General features: G+C 74.0%; 14 protein-coding genes. All 14 read left to right on the forward strand.

Annotated elements, in window-relative coordinates; translation table 11 throughout:
- The first annotated feature begins 23 nt into the window (after positions 1–23).
- Complete coding sequence (locus H3C53_12140) at positions 24–269, forward strand: hypothetical protein (protein MBW7917414.1); 246 nt, start codon at positions 24–26, stop codon at positions 267–269.
- Complete coding sequence (locus tag H3C53_12145; GenBank protein ID MBW7917415.1) at positions 266–1249, forward strand: PhoH family protein; 984 nt, start codon at positions 266–268, stop codon at positions 1247–1249. Before H3C53_12140 ends, H3C53_12145 begins: the two co-directional genes overlap by 4 nt.
- The gene (locus H3C53_12150; GenBank protein ID MBW7917416.1) at positions 1233–3242 is read left to right on the forward strand and encodes an HDIG domain-containing protein; all 2010 of its coding nucleotides are present in this window, start codon (positions 1233–1235) and stop codon (positions 3240–3242) included. The genes H3C53_12145 and H3C53_12150 overlap by 17 nt, the downstream gene beginning before the upstream one ends.
- Positions 3211–3645, forward strand: a complete 435-nt coding sequence (gene ybeY / locus H3C53_12155; GenBank protein ID MBW7917417.1) for an rRNA maturation RNase YbeY — start codon at positions 3211–3213, stop codon at positions 3643–3645. Before H3C53_12150 ends, ybeY begins: the two co-directional genes overlap by 32 nt.
- A gap of 11 nt (positions 3646–3656) precedes the next feature.
- Positions 3657–4016 (forward strand): diacylglycerol kinase, encoded by a 360-nt coding sequence (locus tag H3C53_12160; GenBank protein MBW7917418.1) that lies wholly within the window; start codon positions 3657–3659, stop codon positions 4014–4016.
- Positions 4017–4424: a cytidine deaminase gene (cdd, locus tag H3C53_12165; GenBank protein MBW7917419.1), complete on the forward strand. Its 408-nt coding sequence runs from the start codon at positions 4017–4019 to the stop codon at positions 4422–4424. It begins immediately after the preceding gene.
- A gap of 71 nt (positions 4425–4495) precedes the next feature.
- A complete protein-coding gene (locus H3C53_12170) occupies positions 4496–6643 on the forward strand; it encodes a tetratricopeptide repeat protein (GenBank protein ID MBW7917420.1) in 2148 nt (715 codons plus the stop codon).
- 94 nt (positions 6644–6737) lie between these two features.
- Positions 6738–7829: a histidinol-phosphate transaminase gene (hisC, locus tag H3C53_12175; protein ID MBW7917421.1), complete on the forward strand. Its 1092-nt coding sequence runs from the start codon at positions 6738–6740 to the stop codon at positions 7827–7829.
- Positions 7826–8413 (forward strand): imidazoleglycerol-phosphate dehydratase HisB, encoded by a 588-nt coding sequence (hisB, locus tag H3C53_12180; GenBank protein ID MBW7917422.1) that lies wholly within the window; start codon positions 7826–7828, stop codon positions 8411–8413. The genes hisC and hisB overlap by 4 nt, the downstream gene beginning before the upstream one ends.
- Positions 8410–9039, forward strand: coding sequence for an imidazole glycerol phosphate synthase subunit HisH (gene hisH / locus H3C53_12185; GenBank protein ID MBW7917423.1), 630 nt, complete (start codon positions 8410–8412; stop codon positions 9037–9039). The genes hisB and hisH overlap by 4 nt, the downstream gene beginning before the upstream one ends.
- Complete coding sequence (locus H3C53_12190) at positions 9036–9707, forward strand: SPOR domain-containing protein (protein ID MBW7917424.1); 672 nt, start codon at positions 9036–9038, stop codon at positions 9705–9707. The genes hisH and H3C53_12190 overlap by 4 nt, the downstream gene beginning before the upstream one ends.
- A gap of 53 nt (positions 9708–9760) precedes the next feature.
- On the forward strand, positions 9761–10627 hold the full coding sequence (rapZ, locus tag H3C53_12195) for an RNase adapter RapZ (GenBank protein ID MBW7917425.1): 867 nt from the start codon (positions 9761–9763) through the stop codon (positions 10625–10627).
- Positions 10624–11979 carry a uridine diphosphate-N-acetylglucosamine-binding protein YvcK gene (gene yvcK, locus H3C53_12200; GenBank protein MBW7917426.1) on the forward strand — a complete coding sequence of 452 codons (1356 nt, stop codon included), beginning with the start codon at positions 10624–10626 and terminating at the stop codon, positions 11977–11979. Before rapZ ends, yvcK begins: the two co-directional genes overlap by 4 nt.
- The coding region (locus H3C53_12205; GenBank protein ID MBW7917427.1) for a hypothetical protein at positions 11976–13621 on the forward strand (1646 nt) is incomplete at its 3' end. The genes yvcK and H3C53_12205, both read left to right, overlap by 4 nt.

The raw sequence follows: 13621 nt of genomic DNA on the forward strand, positions 1-13621 counted from the left end.
CGCCTGAGGCGGCGCCGCTGCAGGTGACCAGGCTGCCGCGCGGGCGTCGCGGCCTCGACCCGGCGGCCGTGGCGGCCGGCGCGCGACGACCCGGTCCCGGGGCAACGGCTAGACTGAACCCCGCCCCCGGCGTGGTCGACGCCGCGGCGGCGGAGGCGCTCCTCAAGACGGGACGCGACGACCTGGTGCGGGGGATGATGTGGCATGAGATCCTGTCGGAACCCGTCGCCGCCAGGCGGCTCAGGAGGGCAAGATCACGACATCAATGACGCTGAAGTTGCGTAGTCCGGCGGAGGCGCTGTCGCTCTACGGGCAGAACGACGAGAACCTTAAGTTGATGCGGTCGCGGTTGCGGGCCAAGGTGGTGGCGCGCGGCGACGAGCTGCGGCTGAGCGGCGACCCGGCCGAGGTGGCCGAGGCGGAGCGGGCGTTCCGCCACCTGCTCAGCACCATCCGTCAAGGGGGCGAGGTGAGCCTGGCCGAGATCGCGTTCGGCGACCTGGACGACTCGTACGAGCCCGAGCTCGACGGCGGCGTCGACGGCGCCGTCGAGACGCTGGAGGGCGCGGGGCCGGGCGTGGGTGGCGCGCTGCCGGAGGCGCCCGCGGCGCGGCTGCCGGGCCGCACCCGGCCCAAGACGGCCGGGCAACGGCGCTACGTCAACGCCATCGCCAACAACCCCATCACGTTCGGGCTCGGACCCGCCGGGACGGGCAAGACCTACCTGGCCGTGGCCATGGCCGTCGAGAGCCTCGTCGCCAACCGCGTGAAGCGCATCGTCCTGACGCGGCCGGCGGTCGAGGCGGGCGAGCGGCTCGGGTTCCTGCCCGGCGACCTGCAGGCGAAGATCGACCCCTACCTTAGGCCCCTCTACGACGCGCTGCACGACATGCTGCCGGCCGACAAGGCCGAGCGCCTCCTCGAGCAGGGCACCATCGAGGTGGCGCCCTTGGCGTTCATGCGTGGCAGGACGCTGAACGACGCCTTCATCATCCTCGACGAGGCGCAGAACACCACGCCGGAGCAGATGAAGATGTTCCTCACGCGCATGGGGTTCAACAGCAAGGTCGTCGTGACAGGCGACACGACGCAGACGGACCTCCCGACCTCGATACAGAGTGGTCTGTCTACAGCGCTCGCCATCCTCCAGGGCATCGACGGCATCGTCTTCCAACACTTCACGAAGGCCGACGTCGTCCGTCACCCACTGGTGGCGCAGATCGTGCTGGCGTATGAGCGGCACGCCTAGGCGTCTGGCCGGGCCCTCGCGGGGCCGCTACTGGCTCCTGGCGCTCCTCACGGCCACCGCCTTCGGCCTGCTCCTCTATAGCGTCTACGGCACGCGTCAACGCACGCCGTTGCGGGTGGGCGAGGCCAGCCCACAGACGTTCGTCGCCCCCGTCGATACCCAGGTCGTCGACCCCATCGCCACCCAGCGCGAACGCCAGGCCGCGCGGGCGCAGATCGAACCCGTCTACACGAGCGACCTGCAGGTCACCACCCTGGTCCTGGCGGCGGTCACCGCCTCCGGGCTGCCCGCGCCGGTGGTCGACGCCGTCATCAGCCGTTACCAGGCGCCTCAAGGGGTGCGCGCGGCGGAACTGCAGGCGTTCATCGACGAGGTGACGGCCCTCGCCCCGCCCGACCGCCAGCGCGAGACGCGACTGGTGCTCGACCGGCGCCTGGCCGCCAACTCCGTCCCCAACGACCGCCTCACCCAGGTCGCCCGCGACGCGGCCGCGGCCGCCGTCCCGCCCGTCATGCAGTCGCTCGAATCGGGGCAGGTCCTCGTGCACGCCGGCCAACCGCTGACCGAGGACCAGCTGCGCGTCCTCGACCTCCTCGGCCTCTACAGCGCCCGCGCCGAGGCCGCCTCGCAGACGGCCTGGATCGTGGTCGGCGTCCTGCTGCTCACCATCATGCTCGTCGCCCCCCTCCTCGTGGCCCGCGCGCAGCTCGTGCGCGTGATGACGTTCCGCAAGGTGGCCTTCCTGATGGCGCTGACGCTCGGCACGCTGGGGCTACAGCGGCTGGCGCTCGACGTCTCCGCCAACTTCCTGTTCGCGCTCCTCGTGCCACTCGTGGTCGCCGCCCTCCTCGGCGCGCGCGTGGCCGTCCCGTGGGCCGCCTGGCTGGCCCTGGTCATGGGGCTCATGGTGCCCGCCGCCCCCCTGGCGGCCGTGGCGACCACGCTGATAGGCGGGTCGATCGCCGCGGCCATGGTCCGGAACTTCGCGAGCCGCCTCACCCTGCTGCTCGCCGGCGCCGTGGGCGGCCTAACCGCCGCGGTGGCGCTGGTGGCGCTCGTGCTGCTCGGCGGCGGCATGACGACGGGCGCACTGGCGGTCGGCGCCCTCCTCCTCGTGGGCGGCGGCGTGCTGGCGGGCGTGCTCGCGCTCGGGCTGCTGCCCATCGCCGAGGGCGGCTTCGGCTTCCTGACCGACTTCAGGCTCACCGAGCTCTCCAGCCCCAGCCAGCCGCTGCTGCAGCGGCTCATCACCGAGGCGCCCGGCACCTACCAGCACAGCCTCATCATCTCCAACCTGGTCGACCAGGCCACCAAGAACGTGGGCGGCAACGACCTGCTGGCGCGCGTCGGCGCCCTCTATCACGACGTCGGCAAGATCAAGCGCCCCGGCTTCTTCGTCGAGAACCAGTTCTCCGGCGACAACCCCCACGACCGCATCAGCCCCCACCTCTCCTACCTCATCATCACGAGCCACGTGCGCGACGGCCTCGAACTGCTCCACGAGCACCGCATGCCGGAAGAGCTCGAGCAGTTCGTGGCCGAACACCACGGCACCACGGTCCTCAGCTACTTCTACAAGCGGGCGCTCGACGAGGGGCAGGTGGAGGAGCTCAACTTCCGCTACCCGGGCCCGAAGCCGCGCTCGAAGGAGACCGGCATACTGATGCTGGCCGACGCGGTGGAGTCGGCGTCGCGGACCCTCACCGACCCCACCCCCACCAGCATCCGCTCCCTCGTCGACCGCCTCATCCAGCAGCGGCTCCAGGACGGCCAGCTCGACGAGACGCCCCTGACCTTCAAGGACCTGGAGGTGATCGCCGCCACCTTCCAGCGGATGCTCACGGCCATCCTCCACAGGCGCATCAACTACCCCAGCGCCGAGGAGGTCAAGAGCCTGCGGCGCGCGCGAAGCGGCAACGCCACGGAGACGGAGGGCGGCAAGGGTGGCAAGAGTAGAGGTCTTGGACGAGACCAGACGGTTCCCTCGAACTGACGACCTGCGGCGCGTGACGGAAGGGTTCCTCGTGGACGCCGGCCTGGTCGACCGTGAACTCACCCTCGTGCTGCTCGACGACGCGGCCATGGCGGCGCGCAACCTGGCCGACCGCGGGGTCGAGGGTCCCACCGACGTCCTCTCCTACCCCACCTTCGAGCCCGACGGCGCCTGGTTCCCCGAGGTGCCGCAACTGGGCGACGTCCTCGTGAGCATCGACACGGCCGAGCGTCAGGCGCGCGAGCACGGCCACTCCACCCTCGCCGAGGTGCTCGTGTTGACAGCCCACGGCGTCACTCACCTGACGGGGCTGGATCACGCCGACGCCGCCGCGTGGCGCCCGTTCCACGCCGCCCAGGAGCGCATCCTCGCGCTCGCCCGGGCCGCCGGGGTCGCGCCGTGAACGCCGCCAAGGTGACGCGCTCGTTCGCGTTCGCCGCGGCCGGGCTCCGACTGGCCTGGCGCGACCAGCCCAACTTCAGGGTGGAGGTCGGCCTCGCGGTGGGCGCGCTCGTGCTCTGCTGGTGGACGGGCGCCGACGTGGTGCCGGTGCTGGCCATGACCGGCCTCGTGCTCGCGCTCGAGCTCGTGAACAGCGCCGTGGAGGGCCTGGTCGACCTCGTGCACCCCGAGCGTCACGCCCTGGCGGCGGCCGTGAAGGACCTGGCGGCCGCCGCCGTGCTCGTGGCGGCGGCCGCGGCGCTGCTCGTCGGCCTAGTCGTCATCGGGCCGCCGCTCGTCGCCACGTTGACCGCTGCCATGGGAGGTGGCTGAGTGACCGACACCGCACGCGGACCCGCCGGCGTCCCCGCCGACCTGCTCGAGGCGGCCTGGGCCGCGCACGCCAACGCCTACGTGCCGTACTCCCGCTTCCCGGTCGGCGCGGCCCTTAGGACGACCGCCGGCCACGTCTTCGCCGGTGCCAACGTCGAGAACGCCAGCTTCGGCCTCACGCGCTGCGCGGAGCAGTCGGCGGTGCAGGCGATGGTCAGCGCCGGGGAGCGGGAGTTCACGGAGCTGGTGGTCGTCTCGTCCTCGCCGGAGCCGGCCACGCCCTGCGGCGCCTGCCGGCAGGTGCTTTACGAGTTCGCGCCCGAGGCGAGCGTCTACCTCGTCAGCGAGGCCGGCGGGCTGGTGCGCACGAGCGTCGCGGCGCTCCTGCCCTCCGGCTTCCGTCTGTGACGCGCGCAGCGGCGCGCCACGGCCGCGCGGCGATGGGCATTCTCACACATGCCTGGGTATACTCCGCCGTGATGTCTCGACGCCTACTCGCCACGGCCGCGCTGGCAGCGGCCCTCACGCTGCTACAGGCCCCCGCGGCTGCCCAGTCCACCGGGGCGGTGACCCGCCTGGTGGTCCTGCCGTTCGACACCGACGCGGCCGTGTCGCCGTACCAGCTCGGGCTACCGACCGCGCTGCAGCACGCCCTCAACCAGCTTGCCGGCGTCTACGTCCCGCCGGTCGGCGACGCCGCCCTCGTGGCCAACAAGGCCGCGGCGGCGCAGGTCGACGTGCCCGCCACCGTCGGGCGGCTCTTCGACGCCAACGCCGTCGTCACCGGCCGCGTGGGGACCGGCGGCGGCGGCGTGACCGCCACCATCAACGTCGCCATCGGCGGCGCGGTCAAGCCGCTCACGGTGCAGGGCGCCACCCCCGCGGAACTGACCGCCGCGGCCGCGGACGCGGTCGCCCGGACCGTGCTGCCGGACGTGGGCGCGGATGCCCTGGCGCTCGTCGCCGCCGCCGCCGCGGGAACGCCCTCCGTGGCGAGCCTCCAGCCCACCGGCCTGGCCGCCTCCGGCCTGCCCGGCGCCCGCCCCGCCGACCTGCAGACTGCCACCGACCTCGACCCCGGTTCCGGCTGGGTGCGGGTCGAGTACGCGCGCGTGCTGGCGCTCGCCGGCGACCTGGCCGGCGCCGCCGCGGCGGCCGCCGACGCCGTGCAGCTGGCGCCCGACGACGCGGAGGTCCAGGCGACCGCCGGGATCGTGTTCGACGCGGCCGACGACCAGGCCCGCGCCGGCGCCGCCTTCGCCGCCGCGCTCGCTGTCAACCCGGCTCACGCCGTGGCCCTGGCGGGCCGCGCGGGGGTCGAGGCGGCGGCGAACGAGCCCGCTCACGACCCGACCACCGACCTGCAGGCGGCCATCGCCGCCTACCCCCGCTTCGTCGACGCCTACGTGAGGCTGGCGGACCGCCAGTCGGACTCGCAGCGGGCCCTCCAGACCTTGCGGCGGGCGGAGAGCTACGCGCCGGAGTCGGTGCTCCTGCGCCGCTCCGTCATGCAGCTCCTCATAGACGGCGGTGCCCCCGGCGACGCGCTCGCCTACCTCCAGCAGGCGGTGGCCGAACCGCTCGCCCGCTCGGCCGGGCTCTACTCCCTCGCGCGACTCCTCCCCTCCGCCTACGCCACCCAGGCGCTGGCCCTGGTAGCGGACGCGCGAGCGCTCTACCCGGACAGCACCGACCTCGTCGTGGCCCAGGCCGACATCCTCTTGCAGAGCGGCAGGGCCGAGGAGGCCGAAGCGCTCCTCGGGCCCCTGTACACCCAGCACCAAGGCGACGTCGGCATCGGCAACCTCTTGGCCGTCGCGCAGGCGCGCCGCGGCGACCTCGAGGGCGCCAGGCGCACCTTCGAGGCGCTCCGCGGGGAGGGCGCCGATGTCGACCGCAGCCTGGCCGAGCTCTACCTCGCGGCCGGCCGCGCCGGCGGCGCGCTCGAACTACTGGCGCCCATGGCGGACGCCCGGCCCGACGACGCCGAGCTGCAGGCCCTCTACGGCACGGCGCTCGTGCGCGTCGGACGCCTCGGCGAAGGGCGGCAGGCCCTCGAGCGGGCCCTCGAGCTGCAGAGCGACCAGCCGCTCGCCAAGCGCAGCCTCGAGCTACTGGCGGAGCAGCAGCAGCTGACCGGCGGGGCCGACGTCACCTTCGACGAGGAGGCGGGCGTCGCGTTCCAGCAAGGGCTCTACGCCCTCGACGTCAGGGACTACGCGGCGGCCGCGGGCGCGTTCGAACGCTCCCTCGCCTCCCAGAAGACGGGCCTGGCGGCCTTCTACCTCGGTTACGCCCGCCAGTTCGTGGGCGACACGCGCGGCGCCATCGAGAGCTACGAGGCGGCCCTCACGACCTACCCGGACTCCGACATCGTCCTGAACAACATGGGTTACGCCCAGATCGAGCTGGGCCGCTTCGACAAGGCGCTCGACTACCTGCGGCGGGCGGTGGCCGGCAACCCGGAGAACGCCCAGGCCCACCTGAACCTCGGCATCGTCTACTACGCCATCCAGCGTTACGACGACTCGATCGCGGAGTTCACGGAGGCCGGGCGCCTCGACCCCAGCCTGCAGGCGATGACTGACGGGCTCATCAGCGACGTGCGCGCCCGCATGGGCCAGTGAGGCGACTAGCGCCCGCGGCCTGACCGGCCCGCCGCCGCGCAGCCGACCGGCGCCCCGCGCGGCGCCCCGCGCCGCGCGCGCTAGCATGGGACGCATGACGATAAGGAACGCCGTCAAGGCGCTCGCCCCGTACCGCTTCACGCCCCACGCGGAGCCGGTCAAGCTCGACCAGAACGAGAGCCCCGACGACGTCCCGGCCACGCTGAAGGCCCGCGTCGTGAAGCGCCTGGCGGACGGCGCCTGGAACCGCTACCCCGACCTCACCCCCACCCGGCTGGAGGCGCGCCTCGCCGAGCACGCCGGCTGGGACCCGGACGGCGTCGTGGTGGGCAACGGCTCCAACACGCTCATCCAGGCGCTCACCGTCGTGGCCGCGCTGGGACGACGCGTCGTCACCGTCGCCCCGACCTTCGCCGTCTACGCCACGCAGGCGCGCCTGCTGGACGCCGAGTTGGTGGAGGTGCCGCTCGGCCCCCGCTTCGCCCTGCCCGTCGAGGCGCTGCGCGCCGTCCTGGCGGAGGGCGACGGCGCCTTCTTCCTCGCCAACCCGGCTGCGCCCACGGGCAACCTGTTCGGAGCTCACGAGGTGGCCCCGCTCCTCGAGGCCGCCGCGAGCGGCACGCTGGCCGTCCTCGACGAGGCCTACGCGGAGTTCGCCGGCGGCCACCTGACGGAGCTCGTGGCGCGCCACCCTCACGCCGTGAGCCTGCGGACGTTCAGCAAGGCGCTGGGGCTGGCGGGGGCGCGGGTGGGGTACGCCCTCGCTCACCCCGAGGTGGCGCGCGAGCTGCGCAAGGCCCTCCTGCCGTTCAGCCTCGACCTCTGGCAACTCACCGTGGCCGAGGTGCTCCTGGACGAGCCGGCGCTGGTCACCGAGCGCGTGGCGCACGTCGCGCGGGAGCGTGCCAGGCTGACGGAGCGGCTCGCCGCGCTCCCGGGACTCGAGCCCTTCCCGTCGCGGACGAACTTCGTGCTCTTCCGCGCCCCCGACCCGGCGGCGCTGCACGCCGCGCTGCTGCGCGCCGGCGTGGTGGTCAGGCGCCAGGATCACCTGCCCGGAGCGGCCGGCTGCCTGCGGGTCTCCGTGGGCACCGCCGCAGAGAACGACACCTTCCTGGCCGCCTGCCGCTCCGCCCTGGAGGCCGGGGCGGACGCCGCCGCGCCCAGCACCGGAGGACCCCGATGAGCCGCACCGCCGACGTGACCCGCGAGACCACCGAGACGAGCATCAGGCTGAGCCTGGACCTCGACTCCCGGCCCGACGCCGAGAGCGGCGCGACCACGGGCCACGGCTTCCTGGACCACCTGCTCGCCATGCTCGTGCGTCACGGCCGTCTGCGGCTCGCCGTCGAGGCGCGCGGCGACCTCCACGTCGACGTGCACCACCTGGCGGAGGACTGCGGCATCGTGCTCGGGCAGGCCGTGGCGCAGGCGCTCGGCGACCGGCGCGGCGTGGAGCGGTACGGCAGCGCCTTCGTCCCCATGGACGAGACGCTGGCGCACGTCGTCCTCGACCTGTCGGGGAGGCCGCACCTCACGTTCGAGCCCGGCGGTCTCGTTGGCGACGCCGGAGGCTTCAACGCCTACCACCTGCGCGAGTTCCTGCGCGGCTTCGCCAACCACGCGGGCGCCACCATCCACGTCCGCCTCCTCCAGGCCGACGAGACGCATCACGCCTGCGAGGCCGTCATGAAGGCGTTCGCGCGGGCCCTGCGCGACGCGGCCCGGCTGACCCACGACGAGCTGCCCTCCACCAAGGGGCTCCTGTGACGACGGTGGTCATCGACTACGGCGCCGGCAACCTGCGCAGCATCGAGCGCGCCCTCGCCGTCGCCGGGCTCGCGCCGCGCGTCGTGGCCGACCCCGCCGCCGTCGGCTCCTGTGATCTGCTCGTCCTACCCGGCCAGGGTCACTTCGGTCAGGTCGCGCGCGCCTTCCGCACGTCGGGCTTCGAGAAGTTGGTGCGCGCCCACGTCGCGGCCGGCCGGCCGTTCCTCGGCATCTGCGTGGGGCTGCAGCTACTGCTCGACGGTTCCGACGAGGCGCCGGGCGAGCCGGGCCTCGGCCTCGTCGCCGGGTGGGTGCGGCGCTTCCCTGCCGGCGCGGCGACCGTGCCGCAGATGGGTTGGAACCAGTTGACGCCGAGGGGCGATTCGCCCCTCCTGCGCGGCGTGGCACCCGGCTCCCACGTCTACTTCGCCAACTCCTACTACGCCGACGTGGTCGCACCGACCGCCCTCGCCGGCGCCACGACGACCTACGCGGGCGTCGAGTTCATGTCGGCCTTCTCCGCCGGCAACCTGCACGCCACCCAGTTCCACCCCGAGAAGAGCCAGGCGGTCGGGCTCCGCATCCTCGGCAACCTCGGGAGTTCCGTGCGGCGAGCGGCGGCGTGACGAGGCGGCTCTTGCCGCTCATGGCGCTCGTCGCCCTGACGCCCGCCCACTGGGCGGCGGCCGAGGCGTGGGCGGTGCAGACCGTCGCGCTGCGCGACTACCGCGAGGCGCAACTCGTGGTCGAGGACCTGCGGCAACGCTCCTTCGACGCCTACACCGAGTTCGCCATGCAAGACGGCCTGCAGTTCGTGCGGGTGCGGTTGGGCTGCTTCACCGACCGGGCCGCGGCCGAGGCCATGGCGGCGGCCCTGGCTCCGCGCGTGGTCCGGGAGGCCGCCGTCGTGGAGTTCACGCCGGGCGCGCTGGTGCACGCGTGCACCTCGAGCGTGGTGGGGTTCCGCAAGCCGGCGGAGTGGGGACCCGTCAACGACCCGGGCGCCGTGCCCGCCTTCGCCGTCAAGGTGGCCGGGCGCGACGCCCGCGTCGTGCACGACGGCACGCGCTGGCGGGTGATCCAGGGCGTTGGCCCCATCCCGCCGCTCGCGGGTCCGAGCACCGCGCGCTTCGAGGAGGTGGTGCAAGGCGGCGTCCACTTCGTGGCGCAGAGGGTAGGCGACGCCCGCTACGTGATCTGTCCGGGCCGCCTCCTCACCCACGTGGGTAACGTGGCCATCGTGGAACAGGGCGACCTGCTGGTGGCCTGCGAGTTCGCGGAGGAGACGCCGTGACGACCCCCCGGACGGGCGCGGCGCCCGCTCGAGGCGGCACCACCGCCGACGCCATGCCGCTGGTCATCCTCACGGGCCTCAGCGGCGCCGGCAAGACGACCGCGCTGCACGCGCTCGAGGACATCGGCTTCTACACCGTCGACAACCTGCCGCCCGCCCTGTGGCCCCAGTTCGTGGCGAGCGTCGCCGGCGAGTGGAAGGGCATCTGCATCAGCATCGACATCAGGGCCCGCGCCTACCTTGGCGACGCGCCGGAGGCGCTGAGGCAGTTGCAGGCGCAGGGTCGCGCGCCGCGTCTCCTCTTCCTCGACGCCTCCGACGAGGTGCTCGTGAAGCGCTACAACTTCACGCGCCGCGCCCATCCCGTGTCCACCGGCACGCTCACCGCCGACCTGGCGGCCGAGCGCCAGGCGCTCGGGGCGCTGCGCGCGCTCGCCGACGACGTCATCGACACCACCTCGACCAGCGCCAGGGCGCTCACGCAGCTACTGTGGGACCGCTTCTCCGGCGGTGCCGGTCCGCTACTGAGGCTCCTCTCCTTCGGGTTCAAGCGCGGCATCCCGACGGACGTGGACGTGGTCCTCGACGTGCGCGGCATGCCCAACCCCTACTACTCGGAGGCGTTGCGGCCCCTGCCAGGCACGGACGCCGAGGTCCAGCGCTACGTCTTCACGCCGGAGGCGCTCGAGCTCTACCACCAGATCCGGGTGCTCGTCAGGTCGCTCGCCTTCCTCGCCGAGAGCACGGGTCGCAGCAACTACGCCGTCGCCGTCGGCTGCACCGGCGGTCAGCACCGCTCGGTCGCCGTGGTGGAGCGCCTCAGCCACGACCTGGCGGGCGCCTACCGCACCCAGGCGCAGCACCGCGACCTGGCGGCCGCGCTGGCCGAACACCGTCCCGAGGGGGAGCGGGCGCGGTGAACGGCAACTGGGACGGCCTCAAGCGGATTCGACTGTGGCTGGCGCCCGGCATGGGGGTCAAGCGGCACCTGCTGCTCGCCATCAGCGGCGGCATCCTCCTCGTCCTCGGCGCCGTCGGTTGGGGCCTATGGGCCTTCGACGCCGACAGGGCGCAACTGGCAGGGCCCATCGAGAGCGCCCTGCGCTCGGGCCCCTGGAGCCGGTTCGGCGGCTGGGCGACCACCGGCGTGGCGCTGCTCGGGCTCGGGCTGGTGGTGGTGGCGGTCGGGCGCCTCAACCGCTCGCTCCTGTCGAACTGGCTGCCGCACCCTGACGACGCCGTGCGGCTGCTCCACCGCAAGGTCGCGCTTGCGAAGGGGCCGCGGGTGGTGGGCATCGGCGGCGGCAGCGGCCTCTCGAACCTCCTGCGCGGCCTGCGCAAGCACACCTCCAACCTGACCGCGGTGGTGGCGGTGAGCGACGACGGTGGCAGCTCCGGGCGGTTGCGGCAGGCCTTCGACATGCCCGCCCCCGGCGACCTCACCGACTGCCTTGCCGCCCTCTCCGACAACGAGTCCGAGCTGGCCCGGCTCCTCCAGTACCGCTTCGCGCGGGGGCGGGAGCTCGACGGCCACACCTTCGGTAACCTGCTGATAACCACGGTCACGGAGGTCGAGGGCGACTTCGGCAACGCGCTCAGGCTAATGAACCGCCTGCTCGCCCTCTCCGGCAGCGTCTACCCCGCCACGGCGGAGCCGGTGACCCTGCTGGTCGAGAAGGAGAGCGGCGAGCTCGTGCGCGGCGAGACCAGCCTCCGCGCCGTGCCGGGGGCCGTGCGGGCCCTCGCGACGGAGCCGGCGGAACCGCGCGGCCTGCCCGAGGTGGAGCGCGCCGTGCTCGCCGCCGACCTCATCGTGCTGGGCCCCGGCAGCCTGTTCTCGAGCACCATCCCGCCGCTGCTCGTGCCGTCGGTCCTCGCCGCCGTGAACAGGAGCGCCGCGCGGCTCGTCTACGTCTGCAACATCATGACGGAGGCCGGCGAGACGGACGGCTTCGACGCCTTCGATCACGTGGCGGCGCTCGAGCGCCACGGCGTGCGTCCGCCGGACATCGTCCTCCTCAACTCGGCGCCCGTCGACAGGGCGCGGGTGGAGAGCTATAGGGGCGAGGCGGCGGAGGTCGTGGCGCCGGCCGCCGCGCGCTTCGCCGCGGCCGGCATGGTCACGCTCGAGCTGCCGCTCCTGGGTGGCGGGCCGGTGGCGCAACACGACAGCGACAAGCTCGCGGCCGTGTTGGCCGACATCGCGGTGGCGAGCGCGCGCTCGACCTCGAACGAGGCGCGGGCGCACGCCCGGCCGGGAGCCGCGGCGTGACCCTGCCCGTCGTCCTTGCGCTTGTCGCGCTCAGCCTGACCGACCCCAGCGGCGACGCCTTCGGCGACGGCGGCCTCACGCCCCCCACGGCCCCCGTCTACGCCGACGCCGCCGTCTTCGACCTCCAGAGCGTGACGCTCGACGCCGCCGCGGGCGGCACCCGCCTGGCCGTGACCCTCGGTTCGCTCGGCCAGGTGGGGACCGGAGGCGTCGCGGACGGTGCGGAACCGGGGACCGCGCCGGACCCGGCCGCAGCCCCCGCCGGCGCGGCCTACGAACCCGAGCTCCCCCTCGATGGGTTCCTGCCGAGCATCGTCGACGTCTACCTCGGCGAGGTTGCCGGCGGACCGGACCGGACGCTGCCCGGCCCCGACCTGCTCTTCCCACAGGGCACGGGCTGGCAGTACGCCGTGCGCCTGACGAGCGACGGCGCCTTCTACGTCGACCAGGCAGCGGTGGAACCGCAGTCTCAGGCCGCGGAGCCGGCCGTTCCGGCCGCGCAGGAGACGACCCAGCCGGCGGACGCGGGGGCGACGACTCGGCCGGCCGACGGACCGGAGACAGGCCAACCGGCGGCCGCGCCGACGACGACCGAACCCAAGGGCGCACCCGACCTGGACGCGCTGCCGCGCCACCCGCTCGAGGTGTTGCGCGTCGGCAACACCCTCGTCGTCTACCTGCCGTTCGAGCTCCCTGAGGACGTGGCCGTGCAGACCCTAGTGGGAGTGTACGACCCGTTCTCGAGGAGCGGCTGGCGGCCCCTGGCGCCGGCGCCGTCGCCGTGGGCGTTCTCGGGTCCCGGCACCCAGGTCGGTCCCGTCGTCGACCTGCTCGCTCGCGACGCGGCGGCACAGAGGGTGGCGTTGCAGGAGGGCGTGTTGCCCCGGCGCGCGCCGACGCCCCCCGTGTGGGCCGTGCCGTGGCTCTGGCTCGTGGCAGGGGGCCTGGCGATCGCCTTGCTGGGCCTCGTGTTAAGGGCGCGCGTGCCGCGCGCCCGGGCGGCGGTCGGCGACGGCGCCTCCACGGCCGGCCGTCCCGGCGAGGCGGGCGAGCCGCGACCCGGGGAGGCAACCGACGACGACGCCGACCCCGCCGCGACCGCTCCCGCAGGCCGGGACGCCCCCGCGGTCGCGCCCGCTGCCGAGGCCCCCCGCGAAGCCGCACACGCCCCGGGCGACGAGGCGGGGCGCCATGAGGATGACCTCGACGACGAGCTCATCGACCCGCGCGCCTCCGCCGCCGACGTGTTGGCGCGCGAGGTCGCCGTCGCCGAGGCGGCCGGCGCCGAGGACCAGGACCTGCTCATCGACGGGCACGACGAGTTCCTGCTCGACACGGGCGAGAGGGAGGCGGCGGCGGCCGCGATGGCCGCGCAGCCGGAACTCGACCTGGAGGAGGGCGCGGCGCGCTTCGCCTCGGCGTTCGACGACTACCTGCTCGACCTCGACGACCCGCAGTCGGTCGACGTCTTCCTCGGCGAGTTCGACGACGAGGAGAGCTTCTGGCACCCGCGGGCCCGCAAGTCGCAGGTGCGGCCCCCCGCCGCCGCCACCACCACCGAGGGCGGAGAGGCCGCGGCCGATGCCGCGGCCGACGGCGGCGGTGGGACCGGCATCCAGGTGACAAGCGACGTCGCGAGTGA

Source organism: Trueperaceae bacterium, assembly GCA_019454765.1.
GTDB lineage: Bacteria > Deinococcota > Deinococci > Deinococcales > Trueperaceae > JAAYYF01.